This is a genomic window from Desulfobacter postgatei 2ac9 (assembly GCF_000233695.2).
In the GTDB taxonomy this organism is placed as follows: domain Bacteria; phylum Desulfobacterota; class Desulfobacteria; order Desulfobacterales; family Desulfobacteraceae; genus Desulfobacter; species Desulfobacter postgatei.
Genome location: NZ_CM001488.1, coordinates 1,106,651 through 1,121,444, shown reverse-complemented (window position 1 = coordinate 1,121,444; position 14,794 = coordinate 1,106,651). Strand labels below are relative to the sequence as shown.

Genomic DNA, 14,794 nt, shown 5'->3' with positions numbered 1-14,794 from the left:
TTCCGCAGTTGCCTGCCCGTCATTGCCTTTTGACCCCCGGCCCGAAATGGGATAGGATGGACAGCCATGGAAGAAAAAATCAAAATCATGGAACAGGGACAAGGCTGGATCTGCCTGGAAAAGCCCGGGGGCATCAGTGTCCATAACGATCCTGGCAGGGATTTGATATCAGGACTTCAAAAACAACTGGGCCCCGGCAGCACGGAAATACTCCAGCCCGTACACCGCCTGGATAAGGAGACCTCTGGACTTCTCTTAGTGGCCACGGCCCGGGACACCCTGGCCGGCCTCTCGGCTCTTTTTACAGAAGGAAAGGTGACAAAACGCTATAAAGCCCTGGTCCACGGCCAGTTTGAGCATCCGGACCAGGCCCGGGGCACCTGGGATATCCCCCTGACCAAATCCGCCGGCGGCAGAACCGATCCCCGGGGCCGGGGAAAGCGGGTCGAGGCCCTGACCTGCTTTAGGGTTCTGGACCACTCCCTCCATTATACCCTTTTGGACATTGAATTGTTCACCGGCCGCAAGCACCAGATCCGGCGCCACGCCAAACTGGCAGGGCATCCGGTCGTGGGCGATCCCCGGTACGGCTCCCCCCAAAGCCCTTGAATTCTTAAAAACCCAAAAGCAGTTCGACGCCATGGGCCTGCACGCCTATTTCCTCAAGTTCCAGGATAAAGGCAGAACCGTCACCCTGGAGCTGCCGGATCTGCCCCCGGAAGTTGAACGACTGTTTGAAGAGGACAAAGCATAGCCCCATCAAATACAATTCAACCCTATTATGCTATTGCAATTTCTACACGGTCATGTATAATATGTTTTCCATATTTAGATAGAATCAAATTTTCCTTCAGGGTTTTCTCGTTAACATAGTTTGTTACCGCCGAAGTTTCTGCTGATTCAATAAACAGGAGAAACGATAATGACATTTTATAGTCTAAACCCTTATCATGTCTTGACAGCTATTAACTCGTGCGGTGATCTACCGATTGCTTTTGGCACCATGAGTATAATCAATTCGATCATTTCCCATAAAACTAAATAAAAGAATAATAAACGGATTCTAATGAATACGCAGATCTTTCAATCAGGAAAACAACCAGAAAGATCATTACGGAATACATAGGAGTATTAATGAGTTTTAAAAATTTTAAGTTTGACCCTACGATAGATGCCGGCATCGCTGCCTGTGGCTATACACTTCCCACCCCTATTCAGAAAGAGGCTATTCCTCCAATACTCGAAGGTAGAGATATCCTTGGTCTGGCCCAGACCGGGACTGGAAAGACGGCAGCTTTTGTACTGCCCCTTCTTCAGCGACTGCTGAATGGTCCTCGAAAAAAAGTGCGGGCGTTGATCGTAGCACCCACAAGGGAATTGGCAGAACAGATTCATGCAGATATCAGCAAGCTGGGACAAAAAACCGGGTTGCAAAGTATTTCGATTTATGGTGGTGTGGGCAAGCCCCCCCAGATTAAAGCAATCCGAAGTGGCGTGGAAATTATTGTTGCCTGCCCGGGTCGATTGCTGGACCTTCTTAATGATCGGTCTTTTTCTTTGCAAGCTGTTGAAATGCTGGTTCTTGATGAGGCAGACCATATGTTTGACAAAGGATTTCTACCTGATATCCGCAGGATTATCAAGCAGCTACCCACGAAACGTCAATCCCTGGTTTTTTCTGCCACCATGCCTGAAGAAATTCGTCACTTGGCGGAAAATATATTGATAAATCCGGTAACTGTACAAATTAATCATACACAGCCGGTTCTCGCAATTTCGCATGTCCTGTTTCAAGTTGCAAAAGAACAGAAGACCTCTTTGCTTAAGACCATTATTAAAGAAGAGGAAATGAAGAGTACGCTGGTTTTTACCCGAACCAAACACAAGGCAAAAAGTCTGGCCCTGGTATTACAAAAAGCGGGGTATAAAGCAGCGTCAATTCAAGGCAATCTTTCCCAGCTCAAACGGCAGGAGGCATTGAACGGTTTTAAAACCGGTGAATTCAAGATCCTGGTGGCCACCGATATTGCTGCCCGGGGAATTGATGTGAAGGGGATTTCCCATGTCATCAACTATGATGTCCCGGATACACCCGAAACTTATACCCACCGTACAGGACGTACCGGACGGGCCGAACGAGCGGGTCAGGCATTTATTTTTGCCGGTCAGGAAGACATCAAAATCATTTCACGCATAGAGCACTGTCTGGGAAAAAAGATGCGTCGACAAGTAACCCCAGGTTTTCCCTGGGACCCTAACGAGACTGTGGTTGAACAAAAAAAGGAACACTTTTCACGACCAACGCCGAGAGGAAAGAAACCGTCTTCAGGTGGGCGAGGTAAAAACCAGCACAGCAGTGTTTTTTCCTTGGCAACCAACAGAAGCAGGACAGCTCGTCCATAACAGATTTGTCTGGATACCCAGACTACCCGTCGACGCATCAAAGGATGCGTCGACAATATAATAAAGTGGTTCCATTAAAGGGACTGATTACAAAGGAGTAATACAAGATGGCTGAAGGAACAGTAAAATGGTTTAACGATGCAAAAGGTTTTGGTTTTATCGAACAAGATGGCGGCAAAGATTTATTTGTTCACCATACCGCAATTCAATCCCAGGGATTCAAATCCTTAGCAGAAGGTGCACGGGTAACCTTTGATGTTGTTGAGGGTCCTAAAGGGCCTGCAGCAGAGAATGTTGTCCAGAAGTAAGAACCGGCATACCCGGTTTGAGTAAAAAATGGGGTCACATCTTGATTAGTCATTAGGTCGTGTTAATCACTAATCAAGATGTGACCCCTTCCTCGCCCCTCGCCGTCCTCTCGAAAAACCTGCAGTTTACCTGTCAGCACTTTTGTTGTTGGGATCATATACTCCGAATTCGAGTTTTAAGTAAGATCTCCCCTGAATCCTATCCCCTGAATCCCGAATCCTTTTCTATGACTGATTTTTACAACCCATATTGTTAACTCTTGGTCCTGTATAGAATAAAGAATTCTATATTTGCCAACTTTATATCGGTATCGTTCCTGTATAGTAAGTTTTTTAGGTTTAAGCTGCATTTGAGCTGAAAACTTGTACCTCTTTTTCAAGACGATCTGCCAGCAAATCCTCAGTTACTTCAAGATCAAATCGGGTTTGGAGATTTAACCAAAATTGCGGCGCTATTCCAAAAAATCGACCTAAACGCAATGCTGTATCAGCTGAAATCGAACGTTTTCCATGAACAATTTCGTTAATCCTTCTTGGCGGTACGCTTATGTCTTTGGCAAGTCGATATTGACTGAGGCCCATTGGTTTAAGGAACTCCTCAATAAGGATTTCACCAGGATGAATGGGAGGAAGTTTTTTATTTTTCATTTTGCCCCCTAATGGTAATCTGCAATTTCAACATCATATGCATCACCGGCTTTCCATTTGAAACAAATTCGCCACTGATCATTGATGCGGATGCTATGTTGTCCTTTCCGGTTACCTTTTAATGCTTCCAATCTGTTACCAGGTGGAACGCGTAGAGCATTTAATTCCGTAGCTGCATCCAAAACAACCAATTTCCTGCGTGCGAGATGCTGAATATTTTGGGGTAATTTTCTGGAAATGGAAAGAAGTCTATTGAAAATCTTTTCAGTTTCTTTATCCCGGAAAGTTTTGATCATAAAAATATACTAACGCAATTCGTTAATAACGTCAATCGTTAAGATTAAGATATGAAATTATTGAATAGATCAACATGGTGGCATTTAGATTATTCTATATTTTACGAGATGGTTATAATCGCGGTGCTGACCGGCGCTGTGTGCAAATCAAACAAACGATAGTTTGATTGATCGGTGTGCAGTGATCGGTCCAGGATTTCCAAGCCGGCAGACCGAGGACAAACAATTGATAAAAACCGTGGTCTGTTTGCTATTTATGTTCCTTGTGCCTCGCAAAAATTTAATTCTCGGTGTTTAAATCTTGCGGTTCTGTTTTAAAAAATTGATGAAGATGAGAGCATGCAGCGTTAGCCACGGCTGGACCCGTACGTTGCTGTTCCAGCTTGACTTGTTATAAAAGATTAGACTCAATAATTAAGTAAGATGTCACCGGATTTAACCGGATTTATTCTGAGAACCTTATTGTTGTAAAGAGATGATAAAGCAAGAGCCGTTAATGAACAAATACAGGAACACATTGTGAATAGGCAACCTGGAGACCGTAAGCAAAAAAAATGCATTTTTATGCAAAGGGTGAAGTGTTTTTTCTTGACTTACTTTCTCATAGGCGGAAATCCCAGAGGCATACCTGACAGAATATTGATTGCTTGCGCAATCAGATAAAAAACTACTACGGCCATTGCCATGTACAACTTGCTCATTTGGATCTCCTGAAACCTAACGCAATGCTCAGCAGCAGCGAGGGCCACCTCTGAATTTGTGAAATATGATTAACTTCGATCTACTTCGTCCTATCAAAAATGCCACGGCCCTGGCTGTCTGCTGAAGCTACATGTTCGGCTTTGCAGTTTGCTTCTATTTATTCCGGTGTATTTCATCATGACACACCGTGCATACGGTAATAAGGTTGGTTTCCGTGTTGTCACCACCCTTTGCATGATGTTTTTTGTGATGTAGCTCTAAATGTCGAGGATCTGATCTATTCCATTCGTCGTGCGACCATTTACAGACCGTGCATTTATAATCATCCCTCCGTAGAACCTCTCTTTTAACAGGGTCAGGAATGTGGCGGTCATGCTCCGGGCTTTGTCGATCCGCCTCCAGCAGGTAAACTCCCACTTCAAGATCGGGACGGCCGGTATTCTGAGTGACGACCGGCCAACCGTATTCCGTCCGCCATTTGTTTGGCGGTCAAGCCGCTTACTATCGACCATCCGAACTGTACTTTCAGTTCTCGAACCCTTCGGGCATATTCCTGGATACCTGAAACAACAAGAAGTTCATCCCCGCTAATTATGAAAGCAGGATACTTTTTAAAATAATGAAGGATTCTATCTCGGGCGCTTCTTGCAATAGTGGCGGGGATTAGTGACTTTCCTAATTCTCGTAAATGCTGAAAACAAGGGACAAGTAAAAGGACTTTATTTCGTAAACTGTCGGATTTTAATTCCTGTTCAAAGTTGGTTAATAATGCGTGTAACTGTTTTCTGATTTCTTCAGAGTTCATATGAAATTTTCTCTATGTCCTTCTATAAACGAAAATAGTTTATTTCTTAATTTCTCAATGCTTTTTACTTCACAGGTCCAGACGGTTAAAACATCCCAACCTAACTGTTTAAGATTATTAAGGGTAACTTTATCTCTCTCGATATTCTTATTCAGCTTCTCGTTCCAAAATTTTTTGTTGGTTGTAGGGCGTTTAGCCCTTGGGCAATCAATATGTCCATGCCAAAAACAACCATGAACGAAAATGATCTTTTTATATTTGGGCAATATGATATCGGGTTTTCCAGGTAACTCATTTCTATGAAGCCTAAATCTATATCCCATATTATGAAGCAAAGAGCGTACAATTAATTCAGGTTTTGTATTTTTGCCGCTCACACGCGACATAATTTGGCTTCGTTTTTCTCGTGTGAAGACGTCCATTGTTCATATCTTTTATCAAGCAATAGCCGAACTACATCTGCAACCCTTGCGGCAAGAAGTGGGGGAACGGCATTACCTATTTGTTTTGCGATTTCAATTTTTGATCCTAAAAATTTGAAGCTGTCAGGAAAACTTTGAAACCGTGCGGCCTCCCTATGAGTTATCGGACGATGCTGATCAGGATGTAAATAGCGACCTTTTTCCGGTTTATAAAATTCAGTTCGTATTGTAACAGAAGGTCTGTCCCACCAGAGACGACCAAACAAATCAGTACCACCTGATTTCTTTCTAATCCAACATTTAGGTGTCAACTCCGGCGCAATCCTTTGCAAATCGAAACGATTCATTCCTTCTTTAGGGATTGCTCTATATCGTTTTCGACTTAGCTCTGTTGGATTCCTCCCAAAATGTAGATCTAATGGGGGCTGAATATTTCTAATTTCAGTTCCTTCGGGTTTTGGCAAATCGCCAATGGCGTCTCTCACGGTTTTCCAAGGCGCAGGTTTTGATAGGTAATCCTCTCGATTGAATGGTAGCATTAACTGTTTCCCGTTGCCGTTCGGATTGAAATGTGTTTTTCGAGGTGGAAACAAAATTGATGGGTCCGCGAACCTACATCCTATAATAAATGCACGAATACGAGTTTGCGGAACACCATAATCTGCTGCAATCAATTTATCCTGCCAAACCTTGAACCCTAGGGATTCGGCAGCTCCAACTATTTCTCCATGCTCGAAAGTGCCAAGCAGTTGAGGAACGTTTTCCATGACAAAAATTGAAGCGCCGGATTTCTCGACCACCTCTAAATATGGTCGCCACATCTCTTTACGTGGGTCATTTTCACGATTTTTGTTTAAGAGGCTAAAACCTTGACAAGGCGGCCCCCCTATAACAACATCGGCTTTTGGTATTTGTATTTTACCTTGTCCCAATATCTCAACAATGTCACCTGCAATACAATGTTTGGCAAAATTTTCGTTGTATGTTTCGACACAATATTGGTTGAAGTCGTTTGCCCAAACCGACTGAAATGGTTGTCCAAAGGCTTCTGAGAACCCTAAAGACATGCCACCGGCACCTGAAAACAAGTCTATGAGACGGTACCGACTTGGGCTCTTAATCAGCGCTCCCGAACAGCGAGAGTGATAAGTTGCTTCATCTTCTTTAACGATTAGCGATTTGTCAATATTCAATGTGGTTTCAGAATGATACATAGTTTGTGTGCCTTACCGATTAAATTTTCGAAATATTTTGTTATCATATAGCACTATTGGCGCGATTTTCATATCGGCAGATGCATTGGTGGCCGAACAAGTTACTCTGCGGTTTCTGTTTATCTTTCATTCTCAGTTATCTAACGGGGTAACATTCAAAAAGTACGAATATCCAACCCGCTACAATTTTATAGAATATCAATGGAAGGACTTTTACCACTATTGGAGATGATTCGCAAAGGTTTCCATTTAAATGATTTCAATATAATCAAAATGTTGACCTGTGTGATGGCGATTGCCCTGTCCACGGTATCCCTTGTTGTTGATCCAAGGATTTGATATACCTTCGCCGGAGAATAACGATGGTGGAGATAAGATCAATTGACGGACAGAACTAAAGAACAACCGGTTGTTTCGATCATGCCGGACCAGACGTTGGTGCTTGAATGGGAAACGGTAAACGGCACGGTCCACCCGGAGCAGGTACAGCGCCAGAAGGAAATTGCCCAAGCTGCTGAAACCCGAAAAGACGACTGGCTGTACGAACTGGGCTTTAAGCAATTTCCTTTGGATTTTTCAGCCTCCCTGGACTATTTCCTGCGGTTTTCCCGCTGTTTTGTCCGGGAGTTGTTAAAAACCGTCGAACATGAAACCCTCAGGCACGACGCTGTCATCAGTGTACCGCCGGGGCTTGTCAGCGATTTTATTTCAACCTGTCCCATGATGGCCGGGTCCGAATATGTAACGCCCGGCATGCTTGAGGGGCTGTGGCAGGGCTTTAATGAGGCGTTTTCCCGTGACATCAAGGCATTCAAGGGCCGTGTCAGCGACTATTTCCGGGAGAAAAACCCGGACCTTCACCCGGCAGGCCGGGTGTTTTTTCATCTGGTGGAGGCTAAAAATTCACACCTGCCCTTTGCCTTTATGGCCACCTATTCCGCAGGCATGGGGGCCAATGGAAAACCCAAACACCTGCCCCTGAAACATGCCATTGAAACCCATGACGATGATGCGCTTTTAACCCTTTTATCCACGGTGTACAAGGCGGCGGAAAAAAGCCGGATCGTAGCGGACCTCATTGACTCCGGAGAGCTGTTCCATCCCTTGGCCTGGGATGAAGATGAAGCCTTTGGCTTTCTAAAGGAGATCCCGGATTATGAGGCCTGTGGCGTACTCTGCCGGATCCCGGACTGGTGGAAACAAACCGCTTCCACGCCCCGGGTAACCATCTCCCTGGGGGACAAAAAACCGGCTCTGGCCGGGTTGGATGCGATACTTGATTTTAATGTCAGTGTGGGATTGGGCGATCTGGAATTGTCCAGGCAGGAGGTTGAAACCATCCTGGAGCAGACCCAGGGCCTGGCGTTTATCAAAAATAAATGGGTGACCGTGGACCCGGAAAAGCTAAGACAAGCCCTGAAAGCCTTCGAGCGAATTGAGGACCTGGCTGCCTCGGGCATGACCCTGGGAATGGCCATGCGGGCCCGGCTGGCTCCGGAAAAAATACTTGGGCACGGCGATGACGGCCAGGTGGAGATCTGTGTCTCCAACGGCACATGGCTGACATCCGTACTGGAAAAGATGACCCACCCGGAACAGGTGGATCCGGTCGTGCCGGGCAAAGACTTCAAAGCGACATTGCGGCCCTACCAGTCAAAGGGTGTAGACTGGCTGGCCAAGTATTCCTGGCACTGTCTGATCCTGGACGAGGCCCAGGCCATTAAAAATCCCGGCACCCAGGAGACCCGGGCCGTCAAAGCACTGCCTGCCGCCCACCGGATCGTCATGACCGGCACGCCGGTGGAAAACCGGCTGTCGGACCTGTGGTCCATTTTGACCGATGGTGGAACCCCGCCGTGGAGAACCAGGCCACTGACAGGGCGTTTCGCATCGGGCAGACGAAAAAAGTCCTGGTGCATAAATTTGTCACCCGGGGCACCATCGAGGAAAAGATTGATTTGATGATCAGTGAAAAACAGGCAAAAGCCGCAAAAGATCAGGAACATCCTGTACGGACTTATCAAAAAGGGCAAACTGGAACGGGTATCAAGGGGCGTTTATAAATGGGTCAGACCGGAACCGCTTTAGTCGCCGGTTCGGTTCAAGGCCGAAGGTCTGGCCACATTCATGAAGGAGTGAAGCTTGGCACGAAAAAAACTGAAAGAAGCGGTTCAACAAAAACTTGAATCTCCCGGTTGGCAGAAAATCCTGCGGATTTCAAACCAGCAGTTGGCCATTACTTTAGGTGCTGCGCTCAACGCCTTTGGCTATGTATTGTTCCAAATGCCGTACAACCTGGCTGCAGGCGGAGCATCCGGATTGGGCATTATTGTGAATCATTTGACCGGATTCTCCCCCGGCCTGTTTTATTTTACGGCAAATATTCCATTGTTTATCCTTGGCTTTTTCACCCTGGGTAAATGGCGGTTTTTGTTTACCTCCACCCTCGCTGTGGTGGTGTTTTCCGGTGCCACAGAATTTCTTATTGTCTGCATGCCAACGCTATTCACCCAATTTCCCATCACCGAGAACAAACTTTTGGCAAGCATTTACAGCGGACTGCTCATTGGCATTGGCTTGGGTATTATCTACCGTTTTGGCGGCACCATCGGCGGCACATCAATCATTACCCGGATCATTTACAATAAAACCGGATTTCCCATGTCCCAGTCCAGCCTCTACGTGGATGTGTTAATTATTGCCGTTGCCGGCTTTGTGTTCAGCTGGGAAACCTCTTTACTGGCCTTCCTGGCGCTTCTGATCGCAGGCATGAGCGCAGATTTTGCCATGGAAGGAGCCAGCCAGATGCGCACATTGATGATTATTACCCAAAATCCAGAACCTTTGCGGTATGCCATTATTAACGAATTGAAACGCAGCGTGACCATGTGGCAGGGCAAAGGCGGGTATTCCGGTGAAGAGCGAACCCTTTTATATCTCACAGTACTACGCTCCCGGGTCTATGATGTGAAATTCATCATTAACCGGATCGACCCCGATGCATTCATGGTGGTCGGCGTATCCCAGCAGACCTGGGGCGGGTATACCATGAAAAAAAGCTGAGCCATTGGGCAAGTTTTCGCTTCAGATGGCAGTCCAAGGGCAGGGATATACCGTTTATCCCTGCCCGGCTTCAAGATATTGCAGGTGAGCCACGACAGCCCGAATTTCACCATAGGAATAATCGTGGCCCAGTTCCTCTTTCATCTGGCTCAAATTTTTATCAGGCACCACGACTGCCGCGATAACCGCCTGTTTTTCTTTGTCCGGCACCAGCAGATCCACAGCCAGTTCGCCTTTGGCGATGAAAGAACATAAGTGGCCCTGGATGGTGGTCGCAGCCAGGCCCCGTTCTTCGGCAATCTCGTCCACGGACAAGCCGTCTTTAAACAGCATCAGGCTGATGTCCCGGGTGTTGGCCTGGGGTGCGGCATTATCCGTGGCCGGGGTTTTGTTACGGCGGGTTCCCGTCTCTTTCTCTGAGGCCTGTTCTGCAGGACGCGGCTCAGGGGATTCATCGCCCGGGATATTTTTTTCATTGCAGTAGGTATCCACCATGGCCAGCAATTCCTCTGCATAGCTTTCCACGGTAGCCGGGCCCACCCCTTTCAGAGCTTTCAGACTTTTTTTCGACCGGGGCAGGCAAACCGCAATCTGAACCAGGACTTTCTGGTGGGCCACCTGGAACGCCTTGACATTTTGAGCGGCTGCGGTCCGGGTCCGCCATGCCTTCAAGGCTTGAAACATTTCAGGATGGGCAATGTCGAGCTCGGTGTAATCCGTAGTGGATGAACCGGCACTTTTTTTTGACTGATTTCCCGGCGTATCTGCCATGGCTTGGGATGATACGGCCCTAAGATAGGCGGTTGTGGAAAATCCATGAGCACAGGATAAAATCCCGGCCTGTTTGACACGGACTTCCTGCTTTAAATTGTCCAGGGCATTTTGCACCTGCTTGCCTAATGTTGCATTGTCGGTTTCTACGGAACCTTTTTCCAGCAGACGACCAAACACCTGATCCAGGGCATTGCCGAACCAGGCACTGGCTTTTTGCACCCGATCCTGGATAACGGCACTTGTTTCCGGCAAAGACTCATTTGCCATCAACTGTTGCAGTTGCACCTGAAATTTATCGCTCACCTGGAACACCTGGTCCCGGCCCCTGGATTCCAGTTCCGCCGGTTCACCAAGCCCGGGGATGCGCAGCACATTGCGGTTATCCCTTGCCAGGCGCAGAAAATAAAAAAACAACCCTCTGAAACTTGAGCAGTCAAAGCATCTCAGCACAAGGGTCTGCTGGCAGGCGGCACGGGCGGCTCTAAAAATCCCGGCAAGGTCCTGGCCGGGCGGGGCCGTCCGGTTCATGAAATCCACCACCACCGGGTCGGTGCCCAGGACGTGAGGCGGCACAGGGGCGGTGAGTACCAGCCCGTCAAGGCCGGTACAGCGGCTCAAGGCCACATATACCTGTCCGGGAGCAAAGGCATTTTTTGCATCCACGATGGCCCGGTCAAAGGTTAAGCCCTGGCTTTTGTGGATGGTCACAGCCCAGGCAAGCTTTAACGGAAACTGCTTGAATCTGCCCACCACCTCCTGTTGGATGGTGTTATCTTCCTCGTTTACCTTATATGTAACATTTTCCCAATCTACCGGCTTGACCTCCACAACGGGACCATCCTTAAGATCCGACGCACTTTCCCCGGCCGCTCTTCCGGCACTGCCCCGGCAGGCAACGGTTACGGTTTCCCGTCCCACATGGGTCACCTGGCCGATGGTGCCGTTGAAATAAGCTTTGTCAGGGGAAGCATCATTGCGCAGAAACATCACCTGGGCCCCTGGTTTAAGGGTAAGCTGCTCTCCCGTGGGAAAGGCATGGGACGGAAAATCTCCGGACACTTCTGCAGCCAGGGTGTATGCTTTCTCCCCAAGCCGGGCAAGTTTCAGATTATTAATGGACTCAGCCCGTCGATTGTGGGTGGTCAAGGTAATGTATCCCTGATCCGGGGGATCGGGCCTCACCTGCCGGTTGAGGATATCAGTGCAACGACGATCCATGCGGTTTTCGCGCACGGCATTGAGCAGACGGATAAAATCAGGATCGCTCTGACGGTAAACGGTTTCAAGCTCTATTGTCACCAGATCGGAGCGATTTAACGCCTGGCTTGAAAAAAAATAGGGGGAGGCATAATAGTTAGACAAAAGATCCCATTCTTCGGGTTTGGTCACCGGCGGCAGTTGAAACAGGTCCCCGATGAGCAGCAGTTGCACCCCGCCAAAAGGCCGATCATCCCGTCGCAGGCGGCGCAATACCGCATCCAGGGCGTCCAGCAGATCAGCCCGGACCATGGAGATTTCATCAATCACCAGCAGATCAAGGCCGTTGATAATCTGTTTTTTAACCTTTGAAAACCTGAAAAATCGCCGGTTATCCTGGGATCGATCACTTTGTCCGGGAAGATATGGCCCCAACGGAATCTGAAAAAAGGAGTGCAGGGTCACCCCCCCGGCATTTACGGCGGCAACGCCTGTGGGGGCCGCAACAAGGAACTGCTTGGGGCAAAACGCCGACAAAGATTTCAGGAACGTGGTTTTACCCGTGCCGGCCCTGCCGGTCAGATAGATATGACACAGGGTTTCCGAAACAAAGGCCCGGACCGCCTGGATCTTTTTGTTTCCTTCAAAGGAAGGTAATGTGGATTTCGTAGCGTCCATAACATTTACGATTTCTTGTTAACCGAATCTCGTTTCTTTTCATAGTTGGCCCTCACCTTTTTCAAAAAAACGATCATTGTGCGGATCTGTTTTCAGCAGCCTGGGGCAGGTAAATATCAAAACAACTGCCTTTTCCTTCAATACTGTCCACAAAGATATAGCCCTTGAGCCGGGCAACAATACCCTTGATAATGGGAAGACCCATGCCCGTGCCCCGTCCTTTTGTCTTTGTTGTAAAATAGGGTTCAAATATATTGTCCATGACGGCACGGCTCATCCCGTGCCCCGTATCTTTCACCTGCAAATGAATATAGGGGCCGGGCAACATCTGCCGCGTCTCTTCAAGGGGGCTTTCGTTAACCTGAATTTCATCCAGACAAACGGTAAGAACCCCGCCGTTGTCCGCCATGGCATGATAGGCATTGGTGCAAAGATTCATGACCAGTTGATGAATCTGGGTGGGATCTGCCATCACAGGCGCAAGATCTGTTTTGACCAACGTTTCGATCTTTATGGTTTGGGGAACAGATGCGCGCAGCAGCTTTAAGCTCTCCTTGATAATGGGGCCGGGGTGGCAGCGGATATACTCCCTTTCCCCCTGGCGGCTGAATGCCAGGATCTGGGCCACCAGGTCCTGGGCCCGACCCGATGCATTTTTCACCCGGTGAAGGTATGTCAGCATCTTCCCAGCTTCCGGACACATTGACAGGCATAGATCCGTATATCCAATGATAGGGGATAAAATATTATTGAAATCATGGGCAATACCGCCTGCCAGAACGCCAAGTGCCTCCATTTTCTGAAGCTGCACGATCTGACGTTTAAATTCACCCTGCTGCTTTTCATACTTCTGACGCCTGTAGACGCTTCCGACCTGCTGGGCCACGGCCATGACCAGGTGAGTGTCATTTCTATCCAGTCTTCTGAGGGTGACTGTATTTAGGGCAATCATGAGGCCGATGGCTTCCCCATCCACTTCGATGGGGCTGATAATAAAGGAAAGGGGTTTGAGACGGTCGGCAAGGTCCTGACTCTGGGGATATTTTTGCTTCAACCACGCCATATCATTCACAAGCATGGTTTTTTTGTGCCGGAAGGACTCATAAAACACCCCTTCGGATGACCCATCAAGGGAAATGCTGTAATTGCTGATGTAGAGCTTTTCAACCTCGGTAAAGCCATACCCGCCACGATAGCACAAAGACGTTTTCTCATCATTGGCGATCATGATCATCACTCGGTCATACCGAAGTTTTTTACCCACGATATTTGTGGTCCGTTCAAAGATGCAAGTATCAGGATCTTCAAGCTCCAGGGCCTGGCCGATATCGACAATGGCCTTTGAATTTTCCGCATTGACCTCAACCTGATTGAGCATCTCTTCCCTGGCGGCATGAATACCACGTAAAGACTTTGCAAGCGCCTTTGATTTCACGCTCTGGCCGGCCCACCCCAGAGCAAAAAACAATAAGGCCGGGCAAATCAGCCACAAACTTTTGGGCACAACAGGGGAAGGTATTATCCACAATGCAATGGGCATCGCGATTGCAGCAACACCGGCAAGCCAGGAAAGCACGGCAAGTATGGGAAACGCCGACCCCTTCCAGGATAGCTCATACCGGCACCCCCCGCCCCCGTTGAATATACATTCCGGATGCTGCACGGACAATTCATTATGGAGAAAAACATCCACAAGCCCCTGGAAATATCCCTGTCGGAGCTCGCACTGAAAAGGTTCCTCTTTTACACCTTCATTGGGAGTGACCATAATTTCGATTTTATTTTTTTCTATATCACGGATAGTATAACGCGAAGCCCGGGTCAGGCCTCCGGCATATTTTACCATCATCCCACAGGCCCGCCTGACCCCGGCGAATGGCAGCACCAGGCTGCGAATCATTCCCAGGCATCCGGGCGTCACAGCATACCGGCCGGCCGACCTCGCGATTCTCAGATTATCGGTAAGCATGCACAAACGTTCATGGAACCGATTGATCTGTGCCTGGGAGATCCCCGGGGCATTATCCCCTGTCTTATCAATTCCAATCCCAGCATCGGCCATGAGGTCTTCGACTTCAATTTCGGGATATTTTTCCCGAATCAGGGCGGAATAGGCATCCAGTACTTTTTTGCTATACACTTCTTTTCCTTTTGCAGTTTCCATTTTTGATTGTTCCATGGGTTGAAACTTTGCATCCGGTCTTTAATGGTTGCCGATCAGCGCTTAAAAATTCAATCGCCTGTTATAAACCAAAACAGCCCCTCTTTCTCTAGAAAAATATTA

General features: G+C 47.9%; 14 protein-coding genes. 5 read left to right on the top strand and 9 right to left on the bottom strand.

The genetic code is table 11. The features are described 5' to 3' along the window. The first annotated feature begins 66 nt into the window (after positions 1–66). From DESPODRAFT_RS05115 to DESPODRAFT_RS05105, 3 genes are all read left to right on the top strand, one after another. Positions 67–609, top strand: a complete 543-nt coding sequence (locus DESPODRAFT_RS05115) for an RluA family pseudouridine synthase (RefSeq protein ID WP_004071843.1) — start codon at positions 67–69, stop codon at positions 607–609. A 525-nt stretch (positions 610–1,134) separates the two neighbouring features. Next, on the top strand, positions 1,135–2,403 hold the full coding sequence (locus DESPODRAFT_RS05110) for a DEAD/DEAH box helicase (protein ID WP_004071840.1): 1,269 nt from the start codon (positions 1,135–1,137) through the stop codon (positions 2,401–2,403). A gap of 107 nt (positions 2,404–2,510) precedes the next feature. Then, positions 2,511–2,711, top strand: coding sequence for a cold-shock protein (locus tag DESPODRAFT_RS05105; RefSeq protein WP_004071839.1), 201 nt, complete (start codon positions 2,511–2,513; stop codon positions 2,709–2,711). A 176-nt stretch (positions 2,712–2,887) separates the two neighbouring features. On the opposite strand, the gene DESPODRAFT_RS19295 is transcribed toward DESPODRAFT_RS05105, so the two are convergent. From DESPODRAFT_RS19295 to DESPODRAFT_RS05080, 7 genes are all read right to left on the bottom strand, one after another. Continuing rightward, a complete protein-coding gene (locus DESPODRAFT_RS19295; protein WP_083843545.1) occupies positions 2,888–3,061 on the bottom strand; it encodes a type II toxin-antitoxin system RelE family toxin in 174 nt (57 codons plus the stop codon). Beyond that, a complete protein-coding gene (locus tag DESPODRAFT_RS05100; protein ID WP_004071838.1) occupies positions 3,051–3,359 on the bottom strand; it encodes a HigA family addiction module antitoxin in 309 nt (102 codons plus the stop codon). Before DESPODRAFT_RS05100 ends, DESPODRAFT_RS19295 begins: the two co-directional genes overlap by 11 nt. Positions 3,360–3,367: 8 nt before the next feature. Next, complete coding sequence (locus DESPODRAFT_RS05095) at positions 3,368–3,655, bottom strand: type II toxin-antitoxin system RelE/ParE family toxin (protein WP_004071837.1); 288 nt, start codon at positions 3,653–3,655, stop codon at positions 3,368–3,370. An 855-nt stretch (positions 3,656–4,510) separates the two neighbouring features. Next, the gene (locus DESPODRAFT_RS21685) at positions 4,511–4,774 is read right to left on the bottom strand and encodes an HNH endonuclease (RefSeq protein ID WP_216594038.1); all 264 of its coding nucleotides are present in this window, start codon (positions 4,772–4,774) and stop codon (positions 4,511–4,513) included. 1 nt (position 4,775) lies between these two features. Continuing rightward, the gene (locus DESPODRAFT_RS20530; protein WP_040015852.1) at positions 4,776–5,162 is read right to left on the bottom strand and encodes a KpnI family restriction enzyme N-terminal domain-containing protein; all 387 of its coding nucleotides are present in this window, start codon (positions 5,160–5,162) and stop codon (positions 4,776–4,778) included. Next, a complete protein-coding gene (locus tag DESPODRAFT_RS05085; protein ID WP_004071835.1) occupies positions 5,159–5,584 on the bottom strand; it encodes a very short patch repair endonuclease in 426 nt (141 codons plus the stop codon). Before DESPODRAFT_RS05085 ends, DESPODRAFT_RS20530 begins: the two co-directional genes overlap by 4 nt. Beyond that, a complete protein-coding gene (locus tag DESPODRAFT_RS05080) occupies positions 5,536–6,798 on the bottom strand; it encodes a DNA cytosine methyltransferase (RefSeq protein ID WP_004071834.1) in 1,263 nt (420 codons plus the stop codon). The genes DESPODRAFT_RS05085 and DESPODRAFT_RS05080 overlap by 49 nt, the downstream gene beginning before the upstream one ends. 381 nt (positions 6,799–7,179) lie before the next feature. Here DESPODRAFT_RS05080 and DESPODRAFT_RS05075 point away from each other — a divergent pair, with 381 nt between their 5' ends. Both DESPODRAFT_RS05075 and DESPODRAFT_RS05070 read left to right on the top strand, forming a co-directional pair. After that, positions 7,180–8,760, top strand: coding sequence for an SNF2 helicase-associated domain-containing protein (locus tag DESPODRAFT_RS05075; protein ID WP_004071833.1), 1,581 nt, complete (start codon positions 7,180–7,182; stop codon positions 8,758–8,760). Between the two features lie 180 nt (positions 8,761–8,940). After that, complete coding sequence (locus tag DESPODRAFT_RS05070) at positions 8,941–9,861, top strand: YitT family protein (RefSeq protein ID WP_004071832.1); 921 nt, start codon at positions 8,941–8,943, stop codon at positions 9,859–9,861. Between the two features lie 54 nt (positions 9,862–9,915). Here DESPODRAFT_RS05070 and DESPODRAFT_RS05065 read toward each other — a convergent pair whose 3' ends face one another. Both DESPODRAFT_RS05065 and DESPODRAFT_RS05060 read right to left on the bottom strand, forming a co-directional pair. After that, positions 9,916–12,510, bottom strand: coding sequence for a helix-turn-helix domain-containing protein (locus DESPODRAFT_RS05065; protein ID WP_004071831.1), 2,595 nt, complete (start codon positions 12,508–12,510; stop codon positions 9,916–9,918). A 73-nt stretch (positions 12,511–12,583) separates the two neighbouring features. Next, a complete protein-coding gene (locus tag DESPODRAFT_RS05060; protein WP_004071830.1) occupies positions 12,584–14,674 on the bottom strand; it encodes a GAF domain-containing sensor histidine kinase in 2,091 nt (696 codons plus the stop codon). Between the last annotated feature and the right edge of the window lie 120 nt (positions 14,675–14,794).

What these genes read in the sequence shown, in the direction of transcription:
- DESPODRAFT_RS20530 (WP_040015852.1), bottom strand. Translation starts at nt 5,162, where the DNA reads ATGAACTCTGAAGAAATCAGAAAACAGTTACACGCATTATTAACCAAC.
- DESPODRAFT_RS05085 (WP_004071835.1), bottom strand. Translation starts at nt 5,584, where the DNA reads ATGGACGTCTTCACACGAGAAAAACGAAGCCAAATTATGTCGCGTGTG.
- DESPODRAFT_RS05060 (WP_004071830.1), bottom strand. Translation starts at nt 14,674, where the DNA reads ATGGAAACTGCAAAAGGAAAAGAAGTGTATAGCAAAAAAGTACTGGAT.
- DESPODRAFT_RS05065 (WP_004071831.1), bottom strand. Translation starts at nt 12,510, where the DNA reads ATGGACGCTACGAAATCCACATTACCTTCCTTTGAAGGAAACAAAAAG.
- DESPODRAFT_RS19295 (WP_083843545.1), bottom strand. Translation starts at nt 3,061, where the DNA reads ATGCAGCTTAAACCTAAAAAACTTACTATACAGGAACGATACCGATAT.
- DESPODRAFT_RS05115 (WP_004071843.1), top strand. Translation starts at nt 67, where the DNA reads ATGGAAGAAAAAATCAAAATCATGGAACAGGGACAAGGCTGGATCTGC.
- DESPODRAFT_RS05100 (WP_004071838.1), bottom strand. Translation starts at nt 3,359, where the DNA reads ATGAAAAATAAAAAACTTCCTCCCATTCATCCTGGTGAAATCCTTATT.
- DESPODRAFT_RS05105 (WP_004071839.1), top strand. Translation starts at nt 2,511, where the DNA reads ATGGCTGAAGGAACAGTAAAATGGTTTAACGATGCAAAAGGTTTTGGT.
- DESPODRAFT_RS05110 (WP_004071840.1), top strand. Translation starts at nt 1,135, where the DNA reads ATGAGTTTTAAAAATTTTAAGTTTGACCCTACGATAGATGCCGGCATC.
- DESPODRAFT_RS05095 (WP_004071837.1), bottom strand. Translation starts at nt 3,655, where the DNA reads ATGATCAAAACTTTCCGGGATAAAGAAACTGAAAAGATTTTCAATAGA.
- DESPODRAFT_RS05080 (WP_004071834.1), bottom strand. Translation starts at nt 6,798, where the DNA reads ATGTATCATTCTGAAACCACATTGAATATTGACAAATCGCTAATCGTT.